General features: G+C 72.0%; 22 protein-coding genes. 5 read left to right on the top strand and 17 right to left on the bottom strand.

The window, feature by feature from the left end; translation table 11 throughout:
• Window positions 1-64: 64 nt before the first annotated feature.
• From groES to AQI88_RS11025, 3 genes are all read right to left on the bottom strand, one after another.
• Window positions 65-373, bottom strand: coding sequence for a co-chaperone GroES (groES, locus tag AQI88_RS11035; protein WP_066995800.1), 309 nt, complete (start codon window positions 371-373; stop codon window positions 65-67).
• A 261-nt stretch (window positions 374-634) separates the two neighbouring features.
• On the bottom strand, window positions 635-1,447 hold the full coding sequence (locus AQI88_RS11030; protein ID WP_066995793.1) for a polysaccharide deacetylase family protein: 813 nt from the start codon (window positions 1,445-1,447) through the stop codon (window positions 635-637).
• Between the two features lie 419 nt (window positions 1,448-1,866).
• Window positions 1,867-2,790 carry a polysaccharide deacetylase family protein gene (locus tag AQI88_RS11025; RefSeq protein WP_079057509.1) on the bottom strand — a complete coding sequence of 308 codons (924 nt, stop codon included), beginning with the start codon at window positions 2,788-2,790 and terminating at the stop codon, window positions 1,867-1,869.
• 90 nt (window positions 2,791-2,880) lie between these two features.
• Between AQI88_RS11025 and AQI88_RS11020 the strand changes: the two genes are divergently transcribed.
• On the top strand, window positions 2,881-4,074 hold the full coding sequence (locus AQI88_RS11020; RefSeq protein WP_066995789.1) for a THUMP-like domain-containing protein: 1,194 nt from the start codon (window positions 2,881-2,883) through the stop codon (window positions 4,072-4,074).
• Here AQI88_RS11020 and AQI88_RS11015 read toward each other — a convergent pair.
• From AQI88_RS11015 to AQI88_RS10990, 6 genes are all read right to left on the bottom strand, one after another.
• Window positions 4,052-6,118: a cell wall-binding repeat-containing protein gene (locus tag AQI88_RS11015; protein ID WP_079057508.1), complete on the bottom strand. Its 2,067-nt coding sequence runs from the start codon at window positions 6,116-6,118 to the stop codon at window positions 4,052-4,054. The genes AQI88_RS11020 and AQI88_RS11015 overlap by 23 nt on opposite strands.
• 93 nt (window positions 6,119-6,211) lie before the next feature.
• Window positions 6,212-7,468, bottom strand: coding sequence for an RNA polymerase sigma factor (locus AQI88_RS11010; RefSeq protein ID WP_066995787.1), 1,257 nt, complete (start codon window positions 7,466-7,468; stop codon window positions 6,212-6,214).
• 44 nt (window positions 7,469-7,512) lie between these two features.
• Entirely contained in the window at window positions 7,513-7,869 is a 357-nt protein-coding gene (locus tag AQI88_RS11005; RefSeq protein ID WP_066995785.1) for a YciI family protein, read from the bottom strand.
• Window positions 7,870-8,032: 163 nt separating this feature from the next.
• The gene (locus tag AQI88_RS11000) at window positions 8,033-9,079 is read right to left on the bottom strand and encodes an LCP family protein (protein WP_208615757.1); all 1,047 of its coding nucleotides are present in this window, start codon (window positions 9,077-9,079) and stop codon (window positions 8,033-8,035) included.
• Window positions 9,080-9,153: 74 nt separating this feature from the next.
• Window positions 9,154-10,509, bottom strand: a complete 1,356-nt coding sequence (locus AQI88_RS10995) for an endo-1,4-beta-xylanase (protein WP_066995783.1) — start codon at window positions 10,507-10,509, stop codon at window positions 9,154-9,156.
• Between the two features lie 82 nt (window positions 10,510-10,591).
• Entirely contained in the window at window positions 10,592-11,629 is a 1,038-nt protein-coding gene (locus AQI88_RS10990) for a LacI family DNA-binding transcriptional regulator (protein WP_066995782.1), read from the bottom strand.
• 123 nt (window positions 11,630-11,752) lie between these two features.
• On the opposite strand from AQI88_RS10990, the gene AQI88_RS10985 reads away from it, so the two are divergent.
• Window positions 11,753-14,065 (top strand): beta-xylosidase/alpha-l-arabinosidase, encoded by a 2,313-nt coding sequence (locus AQI88_RS10985; protein WP_066995780.1) that lies wholly within the window; start codon window positions 11,753-11,755, stop codon window positions 14,063-14,065.
• 162 nt (window positions 14,066-14,227) lie between these two features.
• Window positions 14,228-15,097, top strand: coding sequence for a COG4705 family protein (locus AQI88_RS10980; protein ID WP_244184100.1), 870 nt, complete (start codon window positions 14,228-14,230; stop codon window positions 15,095-15,097).
• A gap of 187 nt (window positions 15,098-15,284) precedes the next feature.
• On the opposite strand, the gene AQI88_RS10970 is transcribed toward AQI88_RS10980, so the two are convergent.
• The 4 genes from AQI88_RS10970 to tsaB are packed head-to-tail and all read right to left on the bottom strand — an operon-like array spanning window position 15,285 to window position 17,788.
• Complete coding sequence (locus AQI88_RS10970) at window positions 15,285-15,554, bottom strand: hypothetical protein (protein WP_066995778.1); 270 nt, start codon at window positions 15,552-15,554, stop codon at window positions 15,285-15,287.
• Window positions 15,551-16,636 (bottom strand): tRNA (adenosine(37)-N6)-threonylcarbamoyltransferase complex transferase subunit TsaD, encoded by a 1,086-nt coding sequence (gene tsaD, locus AQI88_RS10965; RefSeq protein ID WP_066995776.1) that lies wholly within the window; start codon window positions 16,634-16,636, stop codon window positions 15,551-15,553. The genes AQI88_RS10970 and tsaD overlap by 4 nt, the downstream gene beginning before the upstream one ends.
• Window positions 16,629-17,135 (bottom strand): ribosomal protein S18-alanine N-acetyltransferase, encoded by a 507-nt coding sequence (gene rimI / locus AQI88_RS10960; RefSeq protein WP_341849517.1) that lies wholly within the window; start codon window positions 17,133-17,135, stop codon window positions 16,629-16,631. The genes tsaD and rimI overlap by 8 nt, the downstream gene beginning before the upstream one ends.
• Window positions 17,132-17,788 carry a tRNA (adenosine(37)-N6)-threonylcarbamoyltransferase complex dimerization subunit type 1 TsaB gene (gene tsaB / locus AQI88_RS10955; RefSeq protein WP_066995772.1) on the bottom strand — a complete coding sequence of 219 codons (657 nt, stop codon included), beginning with the start codon at window positions 17,786-17,788 and terminating at the stop codon, window positions 17,132-17,134. The genes rimI and tsaB overlap by 4 nt, the downstream gene beginning before the upstream one ends.
• Window positions 17,789-17,900: 112 nt before the next feature.
• Between tsaB and AQI88_RS10950 the strand changes: the two genes are divergently transcribed.
• Complete coding sequence (locus AQI88_RS10950; protein WP_066996118.1) at window positions 17,901-18,458, top strand: hypothetical protein; 558 nt, start codon at window positions 17,901-17,903, stop codon at window positions 18,456-18,458.
• A 304-nt stretch (window positions 18,459-18,762) separates the two neighbouring features.
• Here the strand turns inward: AQI88_RS10950 and tsaE are convergent, their stop codons facing one another.
• The 4 genes from tsaE to AQI88_RS10930 form a co-directional block, all read right to left on the bottom strand.
• Entirely contained in the window at window positions 18,763-19,275 is a 513-nt protein-coding gene (tsaE, locus tag AQI88_RS10945) for a tRNA (adenosine(37)-N6)-threonylcarbamoyltransferase complex ATPase subunit type 1 TsaE (RefSeq protein ID WP_066995770.1), read from the bottom strand.
• A gap of 87 nt (window positions 19,276-19,362) precedes the next feature.
• The gene (locus AQI88_RS10940; RefSeq protein ID WP_066995768.1) at window positions 19,363-20,604 is read right to left on the bottom strand and encodes an alpha/beta fold hydrolase; all 1,242 of its coding nucleotides are present in this window, start codon (window positions 20,602-20,604) and stop codon (window positions 19,363-19,365) included.
• 121 nt (window positions 20,605-20,725) lie between these two features.
• Complete coding sequence (gene alr, locus AQI88_RS10935) at window positions 20,726-21,892, bottom strand: alanine racemase (RefSeq protein ID WP_066995766.1); 1,167 nt, start codon at window positions 21,890-21,892, stop codon at window positions 20,726-20,728.
• Between the two features lie 48 nt (window positions 21,893-21,940).
• The gene (locus AQI88_RS10930; RefSeq protein ID WP_066995764.1) at window positions 21,941-22,855 is read right to left on the bottom strand and encodes a L,D-transpeptidase family protein; all 915 of its coding nucleotides are present in this window, start codon (window positions 22,853-22,855) and stop codon (window positions 21,941-21,943) included.
• 137 nt (window positions 22,856-22,992) lie between these two features.
• On the opposite strand from AQI88_RS10930, the gene AQI88_RS10925 reads away from it, so the two are divergent.
• On the top strand, window positions 22,993-23,757 hold the full coding sequence (locus tag AQI88_RS10925; protein WP_066996115.1) for a CPBP family intramembrane glutamic endopeptidase: 765 nt from the start codon (window positions 22,993-22,995) through the stop codon (window positions 23,755-23,757).
• Window positions 23,758-24,026 lie beyond the last annotated feature (269 nt).

Genomic DNA, 24,026 nt, shown 5'->3' with positions numbered 1-24,026 from the left:
CGCCCGGCTTCTCAGGTGGTCGCGGGGGCCAGGGGCGCAGCGTCAAGCGGAATGCTTGAGGTGATTACTTCTCGATGATCGCGAGCACGTCGCGAGCCGAGAGGACGAGGTACTCGTCACCGTTGTACTTCACCTCGGTGCCGCCGTACTTGCTGTACAGGACAACGTCGCCGACCTTGACGTCGAGCGGCAGACGCTCGCCGTTCTCGAAGCGGCCCGGGCCCACGGCGAGGACGGCGCCCTCCTGGGGCTTCTCCTTCGCGGTGTCCGGGATGACCAGGCCAGAGGCGGTGGTCTGCTCGGCGTCGAGCGGCTGGACCACGATGCGGTCCTCGAGCGGCTTGATGGCAACCTTGGAGCTGGTGGTCGTCACGATCCGACCTCCCCCTTCGGAGATCTCACGGGGTTAACTGTCTGAGGTGGCGACCAGGTCGATCCGTCGTCGCGGGTGCCGGATCTGCCCGTCGCTTTGTTGGCACTCTCCAGTGGGGAGTGCCAGAGCCGAGACTATGACCGGGGTTAGCACTCGGTCAAGCGGAGTGCCAATGCCGTACGGCGCGTCGGCCGAAATCGTGGCCGGTGTCGGCCCCGCCGTCCTGGGGGCTGCCGCCCCCGGACCCTGCTGAGGACGCCGTTACAGGTAGTCCTCGAGGCGGCCCACCGTCAGTCCCCTCGCCTGGACCCGGCGCAGCAGGCGCCTCGTGCGTTCCTTGAGGGTGGGGCCCGTGGCCTCGTCGGGGCCGACGAGGACGATGTCGCCCGGGCTCAGGTGTCTGGTGCCTCGCGCGTAGGTGATGCCGTCGGGGGTCATGGCGGCGCGCCACAGGACGAGCGTGGAGATACCGCAGTCGGCGGCCGCGCGCAGGGTGGTGGTGTCGTACGTGCCGTAGGGCGGGCGGAAGAGGCGGGGGCGGATACCGAAGCGGGACTTGAGCTTCTCCTGCTGGCCGCAGATCTCGGCGCGCTGGCCGGCGTACGGCAGTCCGGGCATCGCCGGGTGGTCGAGGGTGTGGTTCTCGATGCCGGCGCCGACCGCGCGCAGACGGGCGAAGTGGCCGTACCCGGGTCCCACGACGCTGTCGGTGAGGAAGAAGCTGACCGGCAGCCGGAGTTCGCGGACCATGTCGACGAATCGCGGGTCGCGTTCGGCACCGTCGTCGTAGGTGAGGAAGACGACCTTGTCGGTGGTCCTGACGTGGTCCACGACCCGGGGGCGGGCGGGACCTGCCCGGTGGACCGTCAGGAGGCGGACCGGGGGGCTGGGCGGGGCGGCGAGCGGGGCGGCCAGGCCCCAGCGGCGGTACGCCTCACTTCCGGCCGGGCTCGACGGCTGTACCCCCTGCGCCGCCTTCTTGCCCAGCCGTTCGATGGGGTCGACGGACTGAGCACAGCCGACGAGGAAGAGGGCCGGAACAAGAACACCGGCCAACCCGACCCGCGCTGCCACCCCGACCCGGGCACCTCCCGAACGGCCCCACACGGTTCCCGAATGGCCCAACACAGACCCCGTTGCGCCTCGCGCACTTCCCGAACGAACCCGGGCACCCCCGGAACCGCCCCACACACCTCCCGAACCGCCCGACGCACCCCGCACACCTCCCCAACGGCCCCGCACACCTACCGCACGGCCCCGCGCAGTGCCCACAGCGCCTCGCACACCTCCCGAACGGCCCCGGGTACTTCCGGAACCCGAACCGCCGCCCACCCGCGCCGAACCGCCCAACGCACCGCCCGAAGCACCCCGCAAACCCCCCAAACCACCCCCCACCCAGACCGAGCCACCCCACCCGCGTGCCCACCCGGACCCCAGGCGCGCCGGAACGCGCCGCAGGCGGCCCGGGGTGCCCCCCGCCCGCCCCCCGCGCCTCACAGGTAGTCCTCCAGGCGGGCCACGGCGTAGCCCTCGCGGGTGACCTTGTTCAGGAATCGGCGCATGTCGTCGACCATCGTGCCGTCCCAGTCGTCGCGGCCGCGGAAGTGGGTGAGCACGATGTCGCCGGGGTGCAGGCTGCGGTCCCAGTCGCGGTACTCCCAGTGGTCGACGAAGACCTCCTCGTCCCAGATCGGCGCGTACTTGATCCCGCAGACCTTGGCGGCACGCAGGGTGTCGCCGTTGTAGTTGCCGTAGGGCGGGCGGAAGACGGTGGGCGCCTTGCCGAACTGTTTCTTCATGACGGTCTGCATGCCGCAGATCTCGTCCTTCTGCTCCTCGTAGGACAGGCCGGGCAGGTACGGGTGGGTGAGGGTGTGGTTGTTGAGGGTGTGGCCCTCGGACTGCATCCTGCGGAAGTAGCCGTAGTCGTCCTTGACCAGGTAGTTGCTGAGGAAGGCCGTGTAGGGGATCTTCAGGTCGCTCATCATGCGCAGGAAGGCCGGGTCCTTCTCGGCGCCGTCGTCGATGGTGAGGAAGACGACCTTCTTCCTGGTGGGGACGGTGGTGAAGACGGGAGGCAGGTTCTCCTCCTCCTGGCCGTCCACCTCGAAGCCGTCGCGGGGGGTGATCTCCGGCTTTCCGGCCGGCGGGGCCGGGGGCGTCAGCGGCACCCGGTCCAGCCTCCAGTGCTGGGCGGCGGCAACCAGTCGGGCGTGTTCGGCGGCGCGGCGGGCCTGGGGGTCCAGGGCCTGGGCGGGGCCGGCACGCCCGGGTTCACGGCCGGGGGCAGGGGCGGGGGCGCCGGGGGCGGCGCAGCCGGAGGCGAGGGCGGCACAGGCCAGCGCGGCCACCCCGCAGCGACGGGCGACCGTCCGAAGCCGTGCCCGAGATTTGTCATTTTGTACTACTAGTCGCATAGCGTCGGATCTTCCCAGGCCCGGGCCCCGGACCCGGCGCGACAGGGCCGCCGGAGGCGCACCATCCACCGACTGGCCCACAATGACCCGGTGAACGACCTCGCTCCCCTCCTCACCCCCGAAGGCCGCGCTCTCCTCGACGAGGTGCGCGACACCGACCCCGCGCAGGAGCTGGCCGTCGCCACCCGGCTGCGCCGCGAGCACCCCGCCGAGCTGGTGTCGGCGGCGCTGGGGCAGGCCCGGCTGCGGCAGCGCGCGGCGGCGAAGTTCGGGACCGAGGACGCCCGGCGGATGTTCTTCACGCCGAACGGGGTCGAGCAGTCGACCCGGGCGAGCGTGGCGGCGTACCGGGCGGGCCGTATGAAGGAGGCGGGGGTGACCTCGGTCGCCGATCTGTGCTGCGGGATCGGCGGCGACGCGATCGCGCTGGCGCGGGCCGGGATCCGGGTGCTGGCCGTGGACCGGGATCCGCTGACGGCGGCCGTGGCCCGGGCGAACGCCGAGGCGCTGGGGCTTAGCGAGCTGATCGAGGTGCGGGAGGCGGACGTCACCGAGGTCGGCACCGCCGGTTACGACGCGGTGTTCGTGGACCCGGCCCGGCGGGGCGGCCGTGGCCGGATCTTCGACCCGGAGGCCTACTCGCCGCCCCTGTCCTGGGCAGTCGCCACGGCCCTCGGGGCACCCCGCGCCGCCCTGAAGATCGCCCCCGGCATCCCGCACGAGGCGATCCCGGCCGAGGCCGAGGCCGAGTGGATCTCGGACGGCGGGGACGTGAAGGAGGCGGTGCTGTGGTTCGGCACCGGGGCGCCGGGTGCCGTACGGGCCACGCTGCTGCCGGGCCCGCGCACCCTCCTCGGCCGGGGTCTGCCCGATCCCCGGGTGCGCCCGGTCGGGCGGTACTTGTACGAGCCCGACGGCGCCGTCATCCGCGCCCATCTGGTCGCGGAGGTGGCCGAGGACGTGTGCGGCGGCCTCCTCGACGAGACCATCGCGTATGTCACGGCCGACGAGCTGTGCCCCACCCCCTATGCGTCCGCCTACGAGATCACCGATCAACTCCCCTTCAACGTCAAGAAGTTGAAGGCCCTGCTGCGGGAGCGGGAGGTCGGCACGCTGACCGTGAAGAAGCGGGGGTCGGCGGTGGAGCCGGAGGAGCTGCGCCGGAAGGTCAAGCCGCAGGGCCCCAACGCGGCGACCGTGTTCCTCACCCGGGTCGCGGGGGCGCCGACCATGCTGATCGGGGCCCCCGCGCGGCCGTCGGCTACTGCCGGTGGACCGTCTTGAGCGAATCCAGGTGCGGGTCGGCGCCGACCGGTGCGGAAGTGCCCTCGCCGGTGCTCGCGGCGAAGCTGCTCGCGGGCTCCTCGCCGTTGTAGTACGGGTGGTACACGAACTGGTCGGCGCCCGCGCTGATCGCGGTGCCCGCCATGTCCAGTCCGGCGGGCGAAACGTTCGAGTTGCCGCCGAAGGCGATCACGGCCTGGGTGCTGGCGGCCTCGCGCACGAGGTAGCTCTTGACCTCGCTCGGCAGCACCGCTGGTTCGGTCCACAGGACGGGACCGAAGACGTTCATCGCCGAGCCCGCGGAGACACCGCTCCGCCAGGAGGTGGGGTCCGCGAGGGCCACCTGGTAGGGCGCGCTCCACCAGAACTTCGCGAGGGCCACGGACAGGGCCGCACCCGTCTCGCGCCCGGACTTCATCGCCGTGATCGGGTAGTACGTGAACGTCGACGGCCAGTGCGAGAAGTACGTGTGCGTGAGCGCGTACTTGGCGCTCGAACCCACCGCGATGACCATCGTGCTCTTGGGGCTCAGGCTGTTCAGGTACGACTTCACCGACGACGTCAGCGTGCTGCCGTTGCTGAGGACGACGCTGCCCGCGCTGCTCGTGCCGTCCGCACCGGCCGCGGCCGCCGCCGGCAGGGCCGCGCTGTACGTGGTGCCGTCGGCCAGGAACACGTACTTGGGCGTGCTGGTGACCGACTTGGCCACGGCGACCGAGGTCGCGTAGCGGTCCGTGCCGGACAGCCGCTTCGGGGTGAAGCCGAGCGACGTCACCTGGGAGGCGACGGTGCTGCTGAGGATGGACGTGTTACCGACGAGGTAGACGTTGGAGCCGGGCTTCAGGACCCGCTTCAGCTCCTGCTTCACCGCCGAGGACAGCCCGCTCTTCGGGGTGCCGAGCACCGGGCCGTGCTTCTTGCCGGCCAGGGCGGGCGCGGTGAGCGAGTACGCCGTGCTGTCCCGGTTGGTCAGCACCGCGGCCTTGGCGTTCATCAGGCCCGGCACGCTGCCGCCGACCGTGTTCCAGGTCCAGTGCGAGGAGGCGATGTTGGTGGCGTAGGCGTCGGAGCCCCAGACCCGGCCGGTGAGGTTCTTGCGCAGCGGCTGCCAGGCGAGATCCCCCTTGACGGTGGTGGGCGTGTCGTAGAGGACCTTGGTGGTGCCGCCGGCCAGGTCGAGGACCTGGTCCTGCGTCTCGTTCGAGGTCGTCGACAGCTCGTACGCCAGCTTGGTGCCGTCGGGCGACCAGGCGGGCCTGCTGATGGATCCGGTCTCGTCGGGCAGCCATGGCGTCACCGTGCCGGTGACCACGTCGGCCGTGTACAGCTTGCCGCCGACGGTGTAGGCGACCTTCGTGCCGTCCGGCGAGATGGCCGGCGCGTTGGCCTTGCCCGCCACCAGCTGCTTGAAGGTGCCCTTCGCGCCGTCGTACAGCCACACGGCGCCGAAGCGGCGGTCGACGCCGCTGCACGTGCTGCCCGAGCGGATGAACGCGAGCTTGCCGTCGACGGCGCCGCTCGGCTGGCTGTCGCAGCCCTCCTGCGCGGTGGCGAACAGGTGCTGCTGGGCGCGGCTGCCGTCGGACGGGGCGACGCGCAGCCGCCCGCTGAGCGAGAAGACGACGTCGCTGCCACCCCACCAGAAGGTCGGGTCTTCGGCCTCGATCGAGTTGGTCGTGTTGACCGGGAGCTCCACGGGGCCCGTGAAGTCGTGGCCGACGACGTTGACGCGTCCGGTCGACTGGTTGACGTAGGCCAGGCGGCTGCCGTCGGGCGACCAGGCGGGCTTCATCGCATTCTTGACCCGGACCACGGGCGCGGTGCCGTCCTCGTACAGCTGCGAGACGTACCCGTCCAGGTCACCGGTGAGGATGCCGTTGGCCGCGGGCCAGTTCGTGTCCGCCGAGGCGCCCGGGGCCAGCGCGGCCACGGTTCCGGCGGCCAGGGCCGCGGCGGCACCGAGCGCGACGAGTCTGCGGCGCGCGGAAGGACCGGTGGATCTGCTGGATCTGCCGGCGGATCTGCTGGATCTGGAAGATCGCACGTGAGTAATACCCCCCACAGGTATCAGGAAGATGCTGCCCCGCCCGCGGAAGGTGTCACGCCGGTTGCGCGGCAGCGGCGCAACTGTAAACCGTCACTGACCAGGAAGGGAATGCACTTTCGCGTTCAACAGTCGGCGTTCGCTCTCGTTGCGGGCCAGCGCCGCCGCCCGGACGAACTCCTCGCGGGCCTCGGCGGTGCGTCCGAGCCGCGCCAGCAGATCGCCGCGCACGCTGGGCAGCAGGTGGTAGTCGCGCAGGGCTGGTTCGCCGACCAGGGCGTCCACGAGTTCCAGGCCCGCGGCCGGGCCCTGGGCCATCGACACGGCGACGGCGCGGTTCAGCTCCACGACCGGGGACGGGGAGCGGGCCGCGAGCAGGCCGTACAGGGTGGCGATGGTCCGCCAGTCGGTCTCCTCGTAGGTGTACGCGTGCGCGTGGCAGGCGGCGATGGCCGCCTGGAGGGCGTAGGGGCCCGGGGCGGTGGCGGTGGCGTCGGCGCGGCCGAGGGCCCGGATGCCGCGGGCGAGGAGCATGCGGTTCCAGCGGCGGCGGTTCTGGTCCTTCAGCAGCACCGGTGTGCCGTCGGGGCCGGTGCGGGCGGCCGTGCGGGAGGCCTGGAACTCCAGGAGCGAGGTCAGGCCGTGTACCTCGGGTTCCTTGGGCATCAGCGAGGAGAGCACCCGGGCCAGGCGCAGGGCGTCCTCGCACAGCCCGGGGCGCAGCAGGTCGTCCCCGGCGGTGGCTGCGTACCCCTCGTTGAAGATCAGGTAGATGACGTCCAGGACGGAGCCGAGGCGGGCCTCGCGGTCGGGGCCGTACGGCACCTCGAAGGCGACGTTCCTCGTGGCCAGGGTGCGCTTGGCGCGGACGATGCGCTGGGCGATCGTCGGCTCCGGGACGAGGTAGGCACGGGCGATCTCGGCCGTGGTCAGGCCGCCGAGCAGGCGCAGGGTGAGCGCGGTACGGGCCTCCGGGGACAGCACCGGGTGACAGGTGGTGAAGACGAGCCGCAGCAGGTCGTCGTCGATGTCGTCCGGGTCGGCGGGTTCCTCGGGCGGGGCCGCGGTCGTCAGGTCGCGGCCGATCTCGGCGAGCTTGCGGGCGTAGGTCTCGCGGCGCCGGACCAGGTCGACGGCGCGGTGCCGGGCGGTGGCCATGAGCCAGGCGCCCGGGTTGTCGGGCACACCGTCCCGGGGCCACCGTTCCAGGGCCGCGACCAGCGCGTCCTGCGCCAGTTCCTCGGCGATGCCGACGTCCCGGACGATCCGGGCGACGCCGGCGACGACCCGCGGGGACTCCAGGCGGAAGACGGTCTCGATGGCATGTGCCGCGGTGGGCTGTGGTTCCACAGCCCACCATGCAACACCCCCGGGCAGCCCGGGGCCAAGGAGGTTCAGCCTTCCGCGATCTCCCGGACCTCACAGGTGACGGTCCAGAACTCCTCGTGGACCTTCAGGAACCGCTTGGTCCACTCCAGGGCCTCGGCCTTGTCCTTGCACTGCATGATCGCGTAACCGCCGACGACCTCCTTGGACTCGGTGAAGGGCCCGTCGGTGACGGAGATCTTCCCGCCCTCCCAGCGCACGGTGGTGCCCTGGGCAGACGGCGTCAGCCCGTCGGTTGCGAGCATCACGCCGGCCTTGGTGACCTCCTCGATCAGCTCGCCCATCCGCTGCATCAGCTCCGCGCTGGGACCCTCGGCGGGGGCGGTGGACTCGTCGATGCGCACGAGCGACAGGTAGCGGGGCATGGTGACTCCTTCGGCCGGGCGACGGGGGCCTGTCCCCGCCGCTCACCCATGCGTCGATCGGGAGACACCTGGATCGACACGCTCCCGGAATTTCCTCGAAGAATTTTTTTTCCGGAGCCGCGCGGCGCCGCAGACCCGCGGGGATCTCCCCTGGTCGCGCCGCTCAGCGCAGGGAGGCCCACAGGTCGCTCGCCGCCGGTTCCCTGGCCACCACCCGGTTGGGGTCGGAGGGTGCCGTGACGACCGGCATCATCACCGTCTTCACCTGGTCGGAGGTGAGGCCCTTCAGGCTCTGGCCGAGCTTCATCAGTTCGCCCAGGGAGTCCAGGCCGGTGTCCGTGGTGAGGCCGGCGGTGACCACGTCGGCGACCCGGTAGAGCCGGGCGGGGTCGGTGAGGAGGTCGGTGGCGGCCATCTGGTCCAGCAGGGCCTTCACCAGCTTCTGCTGGAGGCCTATGCGGCCCAGGTCGCTGCCGTCGCCTATGCCGTGCCGGGTGCGGGCGAGGGCGAGGGCCCGGGTGCCGTTCAGATGGTGGGTGCCGGCCTTGAGGTGGAGATGGCTCTTGTCGTCGTCGATGTCCTGGCCGGTGGTGACCGTGACCCCGCCGAGCGCGTCCACCAGTCTGGCGAAGCCGGAGAAGTCGATCTCGATGTAGTGGTCCATGCGGACGCCCGTGATCGACTCGGCCGTCTTGACGGCGCAGACCGGGCCGCCCACTTCGTACGCGGTGTTGAACATGGCCTGGTACGCCACCGCCGTCGAGCCCCCGGAGGACAGCGGGCAGGACGGGCGGGTGACCAGGGTGTCGCGCGGGATGGAGACGACGGTCGCCTTCGTCCGGCCGGCGTCGATGTGCACCACCATCGCCGTGTCCGAGCGGGCGCCGGAACTGTCGCCGCCGCCCAGGGCCTGGTTGGCCTTGCCGCTGCGCGAGTCGGAGCCGAGGACCAGGATGTTCAGGGATCCGGTCGGCAGCGGTGCGGCGGCGGACGCGGCCGGGGCGGTCACCGCCTTCGCCGGGCGGTTGTCGCCGAGCGCGCTGTCGATGTCGACGCTCTTGATGTTGTTGTTCAGGTGCCAGTACGCATAGCCGGCGGCGGCCGCGCCCAGCACCAGGAACCCCGCCAGAGTGAGGCCGACGGCTTTCAGCGCTCTCGCCCGCCGGCCCACCTGTCTGCCCGCGTCGCCTTGCTCCCCTTGTCGCGTCACGGGCAGGAACGTAAGTCCGAATTATTAGGGGACTGTTAGCGGAAGCCGTGAGAACCCGTTTTCTTGGGAAATTCTCATCCCAACGACACCGTGGGCACCGGGTTGCTTCCGCTCCAGGACGCGTTGAACCCGAACGTCACCGAACCTCCGTCCGGCACCGACCCGTTGTAGGAGGCGTTGCGGCAGGACACCGCCGCGCCCGACTGGGTGCAGGCGGCGTTCCAGGCCTGCGTGATCTGCTGGCCCGCGCCGTACGTCCAGTTCACCTGCCACGAGGACAGCGAGGCCCCGGAGCAGGAGACCGTCACCTGGCCGGTGAAGCCGGCGTTCCACTGGCTTCTCACGCTGTAGGCCGCGGTGCAGGCGCCGGTCGGCGGCGGGGTGGTCGTGGTACCGCCGAGGGCCTCGGCGATGCCGTGGTACGCCGGTTTCGGCGCGTAGTTCTCGTCGTACGGCGTCGCCGCCCCGTAGCCGGGGAAGGTGCTCGGCACCCAGGAGTCGGAGTCGGTGAAGCCCCACACGGTGACGTTGACGCAGCGGGCCACGGCCGCGCACGCGGCCACCACCGACGTGAAGTCGGCTGCCTGCTGGGCCAGTTTCGTGCTGTCGGCGGGCAGCGCCATGCGCACGTCCAGCTCGGTGACGGCCACGTCCACGCCGAGGTCGGCGAAGCGCTGGATGTTCTGCTGGAGCGTGGCCGGCACCTGGCCGAGGACCAGGTGGGCCTGGAGGCCGACGCCGTCGACCGGGACGCCCTGTGCCTTCAGGGACTTGACCAGGTTGTACAGGGCGGTGGACTTCGTGTTCACGCCCTCGACGTTGTAGTCGTTGATGTACAGCTTGGCGTCCGGGTCGGCCGCGTGAGCCCAGGTCAGAGCGCTGGCGATGTAGCCGGAGCCGAGGCCGTCGTACCAGAGGGTCGAGCGGTAGGTGCCGTCCTCGTTGAAGGGTTCGTTGACCACGTCCCAGGCCGCGATCTTGCCCTTGTAGCGGCCGACCTCGGTGCCGATGTGGTTCTGCAGCAGGCTGCCGAGCTGGGCGGAGGTCCAGCTGCCGTTCGTCAGCCAGCTCGGGTTCTGGCTGTGCCAGACCAGGGTGTGGCCGCGCACCTGCTGGTGGTGGGCCTGGGCGAAGGCCACGATCTGGCCGGCCTCGCTCCAGTTGAAGCTGCCCCGGGTGGGCTCGACCGTGCCCCACTTCATGGCGTTGCCCGGGGTCAGCGAGCTGAACTGCGCCCCGGCCAGGTCGCCGTAGGTGCCGGTGAGCTTGGAGCCGGTGACGGCGGTGCCGATGACCTTGCCCTTGGCGGCGGCGAGGTCGCGCAGCGGGGTGTCGGCGGCGTGTGCGGTGCCGGTGCCGGCGGCGAACAGGCCGACGGCGGTGAGCAACGCGGCCAGGCAGGCCCTCACTGAAGTTCTGGAGGATCTCATTGCGGGTGCCTCCGAAAGTTTCGGTCGTGCAACCGATTGACTTCGGAGGAGTGTCGGGGCGGACACCCCACCCGTCAATACGTCACCTTCCGGCCACGGCCGGCGCCGCCGCGCTGGACCGCACCACCAGACTGGTCGCCAGCTCCACCCGGGTCGCCGCCCGTTCGTCCTCGGCGCGCCCCAGCTCCAGCACCAGCCGGGCCGCGGCCTCGGCCATCTCCGTCAGCGGCTGCCGTACGGTCGTCAGCGGCGGGCCCACCCAGCGGGCCACCGGCAGGTCGTCGAAGCCGACCACGCTCAGGTCCTCCGGAATGCGCAGCCCCAGCTCGCGGGCGGCCTCGTACAGGCCGAGCGCCTGGAGGTCGTTGCCGGCGAAGACCGCGGTGGGCCGGCCCGGGCCGCGCAGCAGCTGCAGACCCAGGCGGTAGCCGGAGTCGTGGTGGAAGTCGCCGGTCTTGATCAGGCCCGGGTCGACGGGGAGCCCGGCGGTCTCCAGGGCGGCCCGGTAGCCGTCCACCCGGGCACGGCTGCACATCATCCGGGAGGGGCCGCTGATCGCGCCGATCCGGGTGTGGCCGAGTTCGACCAGGTGGCGGGTGGCGGCGAGGCCGCCCTGCCAGTTGGTGGCGCCGATGGACGGCACGTCGGGCCCCGGGTCGCCGGCCGGGTCCATCACCACGAACGGGATGGAGCGGCTGGTCAGCAGCGCCCGCTGGGACTCGTCAAGCCCGGACAGGACGAGGATCACGCCGTGCGGGCGGCGGGCGGCGACCTGGTCGGCCCAGGTCCGGCCCGGGGTGAGCCGCCCGGCCGACTCGGACAGCACCACGCTCAGCCCGGCGTCCCGGGCCACGTTCTCCACGCCCCGGATGACCTCCATCGCCCAGGCGCTCTCCAGCTCGTGGAAGACCAGGTCGATCAGCGGCGAGCGGGAGGCCTCGGCGCGCCTTCGCCGGTAGCCGTGGGCGCGCAGCAGCTCCTCGACCCGGGTGCGGGTCGCGGGGGCGACATCGGCGCGGCCGTTGAGGACCTTCGAAACAGTCGGAGCGGAGACCCCGGCCTCCCGGGCGATTTCGGCGAGGGTCGCCGTCTGCGGTTCTGCGGGCTTCGAAGGCTTCATGCCCGCGATCGTATCCCTGCGGCCCCTCTTGACGAAGGCCTTCGCGCGCCATAGGTTCCCGGAACATTCGAGGCACTGTCCGAAACATTCGTGAGCATCCGGACCCCTTCCGACGGGAGTTCCATGACCACCGCTCCTTGGCGCGACCCCGCCCGGCCGGCCGCCGCCCGCGTCGACGACCTGCTCGCCCGGATGACCCTGGAGGAGAAGACGGCCCAGCTGTACGGCGTGTGGGTGGGCGCCGCCACGGACGGCGAGGGCGTCGCTCCGCTGCAGCGCGAGATGACCGCCGACTACGACTGGGACGAGCTGATCACCCTCGGCCTCGGCCAGCTGACCCGATCCTTCGGCACCGCCCCCGTGGACCCGGCGCTCGGCGCGCACGCGCTGGCCCGCGCCCAGCGCCGCATCGCCGCCGCGGGCCGCTTCGGGATCCCGGCCGTCGCCCACGAGGAGTGCCTGGCGGGCTTCACGGCCTGGGGCGCGACCGCGTACCCGGTCCCGCTGGCCTGGGGTGCGGCCTTCGACCCCGCGCTGGTGGCGGAGCTGGGCCGGCGCATCGGCCACGATCTGCGCTCGGTCGGCGTCCACCAGGGCCTCGCCCCGGTCCTGGACGTGGTCCGCGACCCGCGCTGGGGCCGGGTGGAGGAGACGATCGGCGAGGACCCGTACCTGGTCGGCACCATCGGCGCCGCCTACGTACGCGGCCTGGAGTCGGCCGGGGTCATCGCCACGCTCAAGCACTTCGCCGGGTACGCGTCCTCGGCGGGGGCCCGGAACCTGGCCCCGGTACGGGCGGGCGTGCGGGAGTTCGCGGAGGTGACCCTGCCGCCGTTCGAGATGGCGCTGCGCGAGGGCGGGGCGCGCTCGGTGATGGCGTCGTACACCGAGACCGACGGGGTGCCCGTGTCGGCCGACCCGCGCCTGCTGACCGAACTCCTGCGTGAGGACTGGGGGTTCACCGGCACGGTGGTCGCCGACTACTTCGGCATCGGCTTCCTCCAGACCCAGCACCGGGTCGCCGCGGACGAGGCGGACGCCGCGCTGCTGGCCCTCACGGCGGGCATCGACGTCGAACTGCCGACCCTGAAGTGCTACGGCAGGCCGCTCGTCGCCGCCGTACGGGAGGGGCGCGTCCCCCAGGCGCTGGTGGACCGCGCGGCCCGCCGCGTCCTGCTGCAGAAGTGCGAACTGGGCCTGCTGGACGCCGACTGGCAGCCGGAGCCGGCGGGTCCCGTCGACCTGGACTCGGCGGAGAACCGCGCGCTGGCCCGCCGGCTGGCCGAGGAGTCGGTGATCCTGCTGGACAACCCCGCAGGCCTTCTTCCGCTGGCCCCGGACACCCGCATCGCGGTCGTGGGCCCCCGCGCCGCGGACGCGCTCGCGATGCTCGGCTGCTACTCCTTCCCGTCGCACGTGCTCACGCACCACCCCGAGGTCCCGCTGGGCCTCGCGATCCCGACCGTCCTGGACTCCCTGCGCGCCGAACTCCCGGACGCCAAGGTCACCTTCGCTTCAGGCTGCCCGGTCTCGGACCCGGACACCGCCGGTTTCGAGGAGGCGGTGGCCCGGGCGGCCGAGGCGGACGTGTGCGTGGCGGTCCTCGGCGACCGGGCGGGTCTGTTCGGCCGGGGCACGTCCGGCGAGGGCTGCGATGTGGCGGACCTTCACCTGCCCGGCGTACAGGGCGCGTTGCTGGACGCGCTGGTCGCCACGGGCGTCCCGGTCGTCCTCGTACTCCTCACCGGTCGCCCGTACGCCCTGGGCCGCTGGCACGGCCGGCTCGGCGCGGTCGTGCAGGCCTTTTTCCCCGGCGAGGAGGGCGGCCCGGCACTCGCCGGCGTCCTTTCCGGCCGGGTGAACCCCTCCGGCCGCCTCCCGGTGAGCGTCCCGCGCCTGCCCGGCGGACAGCCCTGGACCTACCTCCAGCCCCCGCTGGGCCTGGCCGGCGAGGTCAGCAGCCTGGACCCGACCCCGCTGTACCCCTTCGGCCACGGCCGCTCGTACACGACATTCGCCTGGGAGGAGTTCGCGGGCGACGAGGTCACGGAGACCGGCACGGACGGCTCGTACGACCTCTCGCTGACGGTCCGCAACACCGGCGAGCGGGCGGGCGCCGAGGTCGTCCAGCTCTACCTGCACGACCCGGTGGCGTCGGTGACCCGCCCGGACGTCCGGCTCATCGGCTACCGGCGACTGGAACTCGCCCCCGGTGAGTGCCGCCGACTGACCTTCCGGTTCCACGCGGACCTGTCGTCCTTCACCGACCGCACAGGCGCCCGTCGCGTCGAGCCGGGCGCGCTGGAGCTCCGGCTGGGCCCGTCGAGCGCCGAGGTACGGCACACGGCGCGGCTACGGCTGACGGGTCCGGTGCGGGTGGTCGGGGCCGACCGGCGGTTGCGGTGCGAGGTGGAGGTGTCCGGCGGAACGGATTGAGCGAACCGACCGGGGCGAGCGTATGGAGGGGAACGGATTGAGCCACATCGCGACCACAGAACGGCCGGTTCCGCAAGACCCTGGGGCGCACGCGTTCAGGATGTGTTCAGGTTGCCGCTGTCAGGGTCGGATCACGGTCCCCCCAAACCGACAGGAGCACCCTTGACGACGACTAAGTCCGTCATGAAGAAACTGCCCGAGGTCACCCTGGCGTTCTGGATCATGAAGATCGCCGCGACGACCCTGGGCGAGACGGCGGGCGACCTGTTCGCCCAGACGCTGAAGCTCGGCTACTTCCTCACCACCATCGGCCTGTTCCTGGTCTTCGTGGTGACGCTGGTGATCCAGCTGCGCTCGTCCCGCTACAACCCGTTCTTCTACTGGACCGTGATCCTGTCGACCTCCATGGCCGGCACCACGATGTCCGACTTCATGAACCGCGACGCCAGCACCAAGTTCCTCTCGAACGGCGCGACCAAGCTGGGCTGGGGTCCGCAGGGCCTCGGCCTCGGCTACCCGGAGGGCGCGGCGATCCTGATCTCGATCCTGCTGCTGATCTTCCTCGGCTGGAAGCTGAGCGGGATGACCTTCCAGATCACCGAGATCGTCACCTTCCGGGGCGAGGCCCTTTTCTGGTCGGCGATCCTGGTCTCCAACACCCTCGGCACCTCGATGGGCGACTTCCTCTCCGACAGCTCGGGCCTCGGCTACCTGGGCGGCGCAGCCCTGGTGACCGGCCTGCTGCTGGTGCTGCTCGCGCTGATGAAGGCGCCGTCCGTCCCGAACGTCCTGCTCTTCTGGATCGCCTTCGTGCTGACCCGCCCGCTGGGCGCCACGGCCGGCGACTTCCTCACCAAGCCGGTCGCCAAGGGCGGACTGGACCTGGGTACGGCCGGCTCGTCGGCGGTGCTGCTCGCGGTCCTGTTCGGCCTGATGGCGTACGGGCACGTGCAGGAGCGGCGGGCCGGGACGGCCGAGTCCGAGGGCCCGGAGGCGGAGGCGGTCAGCCCCCAGGAGGCCGGCCGCCCGTAACGCGAACACCCCGCCTCCCCAAGATGGGGAGGCGGGGTGTCTCATGGAGCGCCGGGCAGGCCTTGCACCTGCATCTCCCCGCAGGAAGCGGGACGTCTTTCCTTGGACCACCAACGCACTGCGTCCGGACCGGAGTTCCGGCCGTTCGCGTGTGATGATCATAGCGCGTGCACGGGCACCGCACCAATCAGCGCTCCGGCCGCTCCCCCTCCACCGGTTCGAACCGCCACCGGTGCACCGCCCGCGTCACCAACTCGGCGTCCGGCTCGGGCAGTTCGGGCAGCGAGGCGTCGTACGGGGCATCCCACCAGGTGATGACCAGCACCCGGTCCTGCGGGGCCCGGAAGGTCTCGCGGCGCAACGGCTCCCGGGCGAGGTCCTGCCCCCGCACCCAGGACAGCAGCTCCTCGCCCCGCCCCTCGGCGGCCCGGGCTTCCCACATCAGGGCGACAGTCACGGGTACAGGTTCTCCTTGCTGACCTCGTGCACATGGTCGTGGCCCGGGACGTGCGGGTCGGTCACCGGCAGGGAGGAGTCCGCGGACAGGTCCCAGCTGGAGACGGCCCGGTTACGGGCGACCATCTCGGCGCCGAGCGCGGCGACCATCGCACCGTTGTCCGTGCACAGCTTGGGGCGCGGGACGCGCAGCCGGATGCCGGCCGCCTCGCAGCGTTCCTGGGCGAGGGCGCGCAGGCGGGAGTTGGCCGCGACGCCGCCGCCGATCATCAGGTGGTCGACGCCCTCGTCCTTGCAGGCACGGACCGCCTTGCGGGTGAGGACGTCGACCACGGCCTCCTGGAAGGAGGCGGCCACGTCCCGCACCGGGACCTCCTCGCCGGCCGCGCGCCTGGCCTCGATCCAGCGGGCGACGGCGGTCTTCAGGCCGGAGAAGGAGAAGTCGTACGCCGGGTCGCGCGGGCCGGTCAGGCCGCGCGGGAAGGCGATCGCCTCCGGGTCGCCCTCGCGGGCGTAGCGGTCGATGACCGGGCCGCCGGGGAAGCCGAGGTTCAGCACCCGGGCGATCTTGTCGAAGGCCTCGCCGGCCGCGTCGTCGATGGTCGAGCCCATCGGGCGGACGTCGGAGGTGATGTCCTCGGACAGCAGCAGGGAGGAGTGGCCGCCGGACACCAGCAGGGCCATGGTCGGCTCCGGCAGCGGGCCGTGCTCCAGCTGGTCCACGCAGATGTGGGAGGCGAGGTGGTTGACGCCGTACAGGGGCTTGCCGAGCGCGTAGGCGTACGCCTTGGCCGCCGACACGCCGACGAGCAGGGCGCCCGCGAGGCCCGGCCCCGCGGTGACCGCGATGCCGTCGAGGTCCTTCGCCGAGACGCCGGCCTCCTTCAGGGCGCGGTCGATGGTCGGGACCATCGCCTCCAGGTGCGCCCGGGACGCCACCTCGGGTACGACGCCGCCGAAGCGGGCGTGCTCGTCGACGCTGGAGGCGACGGCGTCCGCCAGCAGGGTGGTGCCGCGGACGATGCCGACGCCGGTCTCGTCGCAGGAGGTCTCGATGCCGAGGACGAGGGGTTCGTCAGTCATGGGTCCCGGTTCCTTGTACGGATGCTGAGGGGTCGGTCAGGCGCATCACCAGGGCGTCCACGTTCCCCGGCTGGTAGTAGCCGCGTCTGAAGCCGATGGGCTCGAAGCCGAAGCGCTCGTAGAGCTTCTGGGCGCGGACGTTGTCGACCCGGCATTCGAGCATGACCTCGGCGCACTCGAAGGCGGTTGCCGCCTTCAGCAGCTCGGTCAGCAGGCGGGCGCCGAGGCCGGTGCCCTGGAGCTCGCGGGCGACGGCGATCGTCTGGATGTCGGCCAGCTCACCGGAGGCGACGAGCCCGGCATAGCCGACGATGCGGTCGTCGTCCTCGGCCACGAGGTAGCGCCGGGTGGCCTCGGGGCCCCGGGAGTGGGCCAGCTCGGACCAGAACATGCCCCGGGACCAGGCGTCCTCGGGGAACAGGTCCTTCTCCAGCTCCAGCACCGGGTCGATGTCCCACCAGCGCATCTCGCGCAGTCGGAGGGTTGCCGGCTCAGTCACTTGGGGGTGACCACCTTGTAGTTCTTGGGGACCTGGGCGTCGGGTCGGCGCAGGTACAGCGGGCGCGGCGCCGGCAGCTCCTCGCCCGCGGCCAGCCGCTCGGCGGCCAGGCGGGCGAGGGCGGCGGCGGACACATGCTCGGGTTCGTGGGCGCTCGGGAACGTGTCCGGGTACAGCAGCGCGCCCGCGCCGACCGCGGGGAGCCCGGCGACCTGCTCGGCGATGTCGGCGGGCCGGTCGACGGCCGGGCCGGTCAGGCGGGTGCGGGAGTCGGCGTACGTGGCCCAGTAGACCTCCTTGCGCCGGGCGTCGGTCGCCACGACGAAGGGCCCCTTCTCGATGTCGGCGGCGTAGGCGAGGCCGTCCAGCGTGCACACGCCGTACACGGGGACGCCGAGCGCGAGACCGAAGGTGTCGGCGGTCATCAGACCGACGCGCAGGCCGGTGTAGGGGCCGGGTCCGATTCCGACGACGATCCCGGTGACCGCGTCCAGCTTGAGCCCGGCCTCGGCGAGCACACGGTCGACGGCCGGGAGCAGCAGCTCTCCGTGCCGGCGCGCGTCCACCTGACTCGACGAGGCGATGACGTCCGTGCCGTCGTGCAGCGCGACGGTGACGGCGGGGGTGGCGGTATCCAGAGCGAGCAAGAGCACGCGAACAGCCTACGGCGCCCGCGGCTCGCGCACGGCCGTCCAGGGCAGATCGTGACTGACTGCTACGGTCTGTACGAAGTAGGACATATGACACGAGGCAGAGGTGGCGCACGTGGCAGGGACCAGCTCGGGGATCGTGGCCGGCCTCACCGCCGTGGCCATCGGCGCCGTGGGATTCCTCGCCTACCAGGCGCAGGCGACCGCCCCGCCGGGCCTCGGCGGCAGGCCCGGCGCGAGTACGTCGCCCTCGGCGAGGGCGACCAAGGCGCCGCGCGACCGGCGCAACCCGGCCGCGCTGCCGAGCGGTTCCGGTGCGGGTGAGCGGGTCGTGTACTCGGTGGACGACGACCGGGTCTGGCTGGTCGACCAGTGGAGCCAGGTGCAGCGCAGCTTCGGGGTGCGCCCGGGCACCGTCGACCCGCCGCCGGGAAAGTACTGGGTCACGTCCCGCTCCCACGCGGCCACCGGGACGGACGGCATCCCCATCGAGCACGTGGTGCGCTTCACCAGCCTGGACGGCGTGACGATCGGCTTCAGCGCGGCCGTGGGCGGCGGCTCCGGCCCGGCCGACCAGACGGTGAAGACCGGCGGCATCCGGGAGACGCGCGAGGACGGCGACGCGACGTGGAAGTTCGCGACGATCGGCGTGCCGGTGGTGGTGATCCGCTAAGCGCTCCGCCGGAGGGGCCGCGCCGGGTCGTCGGTCGTCTGCTGCGTCGTCGTGGCCGGTCGCGCCGTTCCCCGCGCCTCTTGGGGACGCTGTTCGGGGCGCGGTGGCCTGGAAATCGCGGCCGCGGCCGCGCACGACGCCAGCAGGTCGCGCATGGACACCCCGGTAGCGGACATGGGCGCCTCCTGACATGCGGGGGGCGGGCGTGGTTAGGTACACCTAACCACGGGCTGGCTACCATGTGACCACGCCCGGGACGTCCTGCGCAACATGTTGCCGACGGCTTGTCGGAAAGCCGGTCCGCTCAGGCCTCGAGCGTCTCCAGGTCCGTGTCCGTCCAGCGCTGCCCGAGCCCGGTCAGCGTCACCTGCCGTACCTCGTCGGTGGTGTCTCCGACGGCCCGGTGGATGACGACCCGCAGCCGGTCCTCGGCCAGTTCCTCGACCTTGCCCTCGCCCCACTCCACGACCATCACCGAGTCGGGCAGGGAGACGTCCAGGTCGAGGTCCTCCATCTCGTCGAGGCCGCCGGAGAGCCGGTAGGCGTCGACGTGGACGAGCGGTGGCCCGTCGCCGAGGGAGGGGTGCACACGGGCGATCACGAAGGTCGGCGAGGTGACCGCACCGCGCACTCCGAGCCCCTCGCCGAGCCCGCGGGTCAGCGTCGTCTTGCCCGCGCCCAGCTCCCCGGTGAGCATCACCAGGTCGCCCGCGCGCAGCAGCTTGGCTAGCCGTCGGCCCAGCTCCCGCATCTGCTCGGGAGAGGTGACGGTCAGCCGGGCCTCAGCGGGATTGTGCGGTACGGCAGTCACTTCCATGATCACTCACTTACAGTAGTACAGTGGTGACGTCCCGTGAGGGATCGGTTCGGGCTGAACCGCAGCCGTAAGGCTGGAAGCCACCTCTTAGGAGGAGGCGGAGTCACAGCCACTTACGGTAGCCGCTAGTGGCACTGCCCCAGCGCGGGCGAGCATGTCGGCAAGGCGGTCTATGACCACTTCCGGGTGCTCCAGCATGACCAGATGCCCTGCGTCCGGCACGAGCACCAGCTCGGCGTCGGGCAGCAGGTCGGCGATGACCTCGCTGTGCTCGCTGGGCGTGACCAGGTCCTGCACCCCGGCCAGCACCAGCACCGGGATGTCCCGGAAACAGGCGAGCGCCTCGGTCTTGTCGTGGTCCGTGAAGGCCGGGTAGAACTCGGCGACCACGTCGATCGGCGTGGACTCGATCATCCGCTCGGCGAACCGCTCGACCGCCGGGTCGACGTCCCGGGACGCGAACGAGTACCGCTTGATGACCCCGGCGAACAGGTCGGCGGTGGCCCGGCGCCCCTTCTCCACCAGTTCCGCCTGCTGCCCGAGCGCCTTCAGCACTCCGGGCAGGATCCGGCGCACCGCGTTGACCCCGGCGACGGGCAGCCCGAAGCTGACCTCGGCGAGCCGCCCCGAGGACGTGCCGACGAAGGCGGTGGCGACGACCCGGTCCCGGATCAGCTCCGGGTACTGGGCGGCCAGCGCCATCATCGTCATCCCGCCCATGGAGTGGCCGACCAGCACGATCGGGCCGCCCGGCACGGCCGCGTCGAGGACCGCCTTCAGGTCGCGGCCGAGCTCCTCGATGGTGACGGGCACGCCGTCCTGGGTCTGGGCCACGCCCCGCCCGGAGCGCCCGTGGCTGCGCTGGTCCCAGTGCACGGTCCGTACGACCCCGCGCAGGGCCGCCCGCTGGAAGTGCCAGGAGTCCTGGCTGAGGCAGTAGCCGTGGCAGAAGACGACGGTGACCGGGGCGGGCGCCTTGCGGCCGAAGAGCCGGCGGCGGCGCGGGGAGACCTGCGGACCCGGGTCGGGTTCGACGTCGTCGACCTCGTAGTACAGCTCGGTGCCGTCCTCGGCGTACGCCTTGCCGGGGGTGCCGCGCAGGGTGCCGTAGGGGCCCGCCGAGTCCAGCGCCAGCCGGGCCCTGCTGCGCATCCCGCGGCCGACCGTCATCCGCTCGATGGCCACACCGGCGGCCGCCCCCGCGGCGAGGACGCCTATCGCGGCACCGGCGATGCCGGTCGCCCTGCGCCAGCTCGCCGCCCCCGCGGCGGAGGCGACGGCCGCCGAGGCGACGACGTCCGCCACGGCCTCCGCACTGCTCTCGCTCACGTACCGCTCCTCTTCGCCGTACTGCAGTTCGCTGGGTGAATGAAACAGGTGGTGCCGGTGTGGTGCGTGGTGTGCCGGTCGTGACAGGTGTAACCGAGCGCGAGGCGCCCTTTTCAAGGGGTTACCCCTCTTGTTCCCCGTTCACATAGACGCGAGGAACGCGCGTTCCGATCCGTGTGACGATTTCGTACGCGATCGTGCCGCAGGCCTGCGCCCAGTCCTCGGCGGTGGGCTCGCCCCGGTCGCCGGGCCCGAACAGCACCGCCTGCGCGCCCACTTCCGGTGTGTCCCCGCCGAGGTCGACCACGAACTGGTCCATCGCGACCCGGCCCGCGACGGTCCGCCACTTGCCGTCGACCAGCACCGGCCCGGTGCCCGAGGCGTGCCGGGGAATGCCGTCCGCGTAGCCGACGGGAACGAGGCCGAGGGTGGTCTCGCCGGGCGTGACGTAGTGGTGGCCGTAACTGATGCCGTGCCCGCCCGGCACCTGCTTGACCAGCGCGAGGGAGGCGCTGAGCGTCATCACCGGCCGCAGGCCGAAGTCGGCCGGGGTGCCGATCTCCGGGCTGGGCGAGATGCCGTACATGGCGATACCGGGACGGACCAGGTCGAAGTGGGTCTCGGGAAGGGTCAGCGTGGCCGGGGAGTTGGCGAGGTGCCGCACCTCGGGGCGCAGGCCCTGCTCCTCGGCGTAGGCGACCATCTCCCGGAACCGGGTGAGCTGGGCGGCTATGGAGGGGTGCCCGGGTTCGTCGGCGCAGGCGAAGTGGGACCACAGACCGGTGACCCGGACCAGCCCCGTACGCTCGGCGCGCAGGGCCTCGGCGACCAGTTCGGGCCAGTCGTCGGGCTGGCAGCCGTTGCGCCCGAGCCCGGTGTCGGCCTTCAGCTGCACCCGGGCGGGCCGGCCCGCCTGCCGCGCGGCCTCCGTCACCTCACGCAGCGCCCACATGCCGCTCAGCGAGACGTCGATGTCCGCCTCGACGGCCTGCCGCCAGGGCCCGCCCGGCACCCACAGCCAGCACAGGATGCGGGTGGACAGACCGGCCGCGCGCAGCGCGAGGGCCTCCTCGGGGGTGGCCGTGCCGAGCCAGCTCGCGCCCGCCTCGACAGCCGCGCGGGCACACGGCACGGCCCCGTGGCCGTACCCGTCGGACTTGACGACGGCCATCAGGGCCGCGCCCTTCGCCCGGGCACGCAGGGCCCGCACATTGGCGCGCAGGGCGGCCAGATCGATCTCGGCCCGGGCGCGCAGGGGCGCGGTCGGCACAGGTGCAGTCTCACTCATCGCGCCCCCAGTGTCTCAGAGGGCCGCACGGGCCCCGGGTGACAGGGCCTAGGTACCCGGCCGCCGGCCCCACACGTAGACGTGGTCGCCCTTCTTCAGCACGTCCCACAGCCTGCGCGAGTCGGCGAGCTTCAGGTTGACGCAGCCGTAGGAGCCGATGGTGGTGTAGATGGTGCCGTAGACGGCGTGGAAGGCCTCGCCGCCGTCGAAGAACTGGGCGTACGGCATGGGCTGGTTGTAGAGGGTCGACACATGGTTCTTGTGCCGCCAGTAGATGGTGTGCCAGCCCTTCCGGGTGACGAGCCCCTTGCGGCCGCTGCGCATCGGGACCGGCCCGAACACCACCTTGCTGCCCTTCTGCACCCAGGTCAGCTGCCGGTTCAGGTCGACACAGGCGACCCGGTACGACCGGACCGGACATTTCTTGGCCTTGTTGGGATTCTTCTTGGCCGAAATCAGCATCATCGTCGACCAAGTGACGGGCCCGGCGAAGCCGATGGCGGGCTTGATCTTGTGCTGGACCTGGAAGGCACGAACGGCCTTGCAGTCGCCGGAGGACTGTTTGCCGTCCGCCTTCAGCTTCAGCCAGCGCTCCACCTGCCGCTGGTAGGGCCCGGTCTGCTTGCTGCACGCCACCTTGGTGACGGCGTCGGAGATCGGCACGTACTCGATGAGGTCGTACGCCCCCGCCACCGCGTCCTCGGGCTCCACGGCCTCCTCACTCTCGGTGGGCGTGTAGACCTTCGGCGGCAGCATCTGGTCGGGCGTGTCGATCTGCCAGGGCTGCGCCGGGCCGAGCGGGACGCCCGGAACCAGCTCGGAGGCGGGGGCGGGGGCAGGGGCCGGAGGTGCCGGGCTGGTCGCGGGCAGGGGGGCGGCTACGGCGGTTCCGGCCGCCGCCAGAGCGGTCGCGGTGGCGAGCAGCGCCGCGACGCCCCGGTACGCGATTCGTCTGCTGATCATGCGATCAGCCAAACGCGCGGCCGCGCCGGAACCCGGGTGCCGCGCTGACGGGTCACCCAGGGGGTGGATCTGAGTACAGCCCGGTTCGGCATTCAGGTGCAGTCCGCGTGCGCGGCCCGCCCGGCATCGTCGAGGCCATGCAGACGAGACAGCGGTGGAAAGCACAGGCAGGGGTCTATCTGACGGTCGCCTTCGTGGCGGCCGGAGGGCTGGGAGCCGCACAGCCGGCCACCGGGATCCCCACGGAGGTCGTCCAACTGACCCAGTTCGGCCCGGCACTGGGCGTGGCCGTGGCGGCGCTCCTGTGGCCGTCCCGAACGCGGGGCCTGCTCGCCGGGCCCTGCGGACCCCCATGGCGCCCGCTCCTCACCACACCTTTCTTGATCATCCTCCTCTCGGCAGCCCCGTACGCCCTCCTCACCAGCACCGCGCACGCCACCGACCCGCGCACCCTGCACCACCCCTTCCTCCTCATCGCCTTCGCCCAGTTGATCGGCGCCTGCGGCGAGGAGATTGGCTGGCGCTGCTTCCTCCAGCCCCTGCTGCGCACCCGCTTCCCTGCGGTCACCGCGTCGGCGGCGACCGGGCTGGTGTGGGGCCTGTGGCACGTCCAGGTGCTGGCGCAGAGCCCGGCCTACGCGGCGGGCTTCCTGCTGGCGACGGTCGCGATGTCCCTCGCCCTGGGCCTGGCCCTGGAACAGTCCGGCGGACCCCACCGCCTGCTCCTCGCGGGCGGCTTCCACGCCCTGGTCAACCTCGGGATGCTGCTGTTCATGGACGAGGAGACGGGGCGGGCGACACCGATGGTCCTGTTCGGGCTTGCGTGCGCGCTGACGGCAGCTCCCTGGATACGGCGCTCCCACCGGCGACCGCCGGTTACGATCCCGGCGACCACGGGGTGAGCGGGGCGGGGGCATGAGCGCGGAGTTCTCCGGAAGAGGCCGTCGGGCAGTACCCGGGCGACGGCGGGTACTTGGGCCGCCCGGGGCCGGGGCATGACGGTGACACGGGCGCGGACACAGGCGCGGACACCGGGGCGGTTCCGGTACGACGACCGGCTGCACCTCGGCCGATGTCAGGTACTCGGACCCACCGGAGCCACACCATGACCGCGACACCGGCACAGACACGCGGTGGCTGGGTTCACCTCGGGCGGTGTCAGGTGCTCAGA

Origin of the sequence: Streptomyces cellostaticus, assembly GCF_001513965.1 — a bacterium.
Taxonomy (GTDB): Bacteria; Actinomycetota; Actinomycetes; order Streptomycetales; family Streptomycetaceae; genus Streptomyces; species Streptomyces cellostaticus.
The sequence above is the reverse complement of the archived record's forward strand: the minus strand, read 5'-3'. Positions and strand labels throughout refer to the sequence as shown.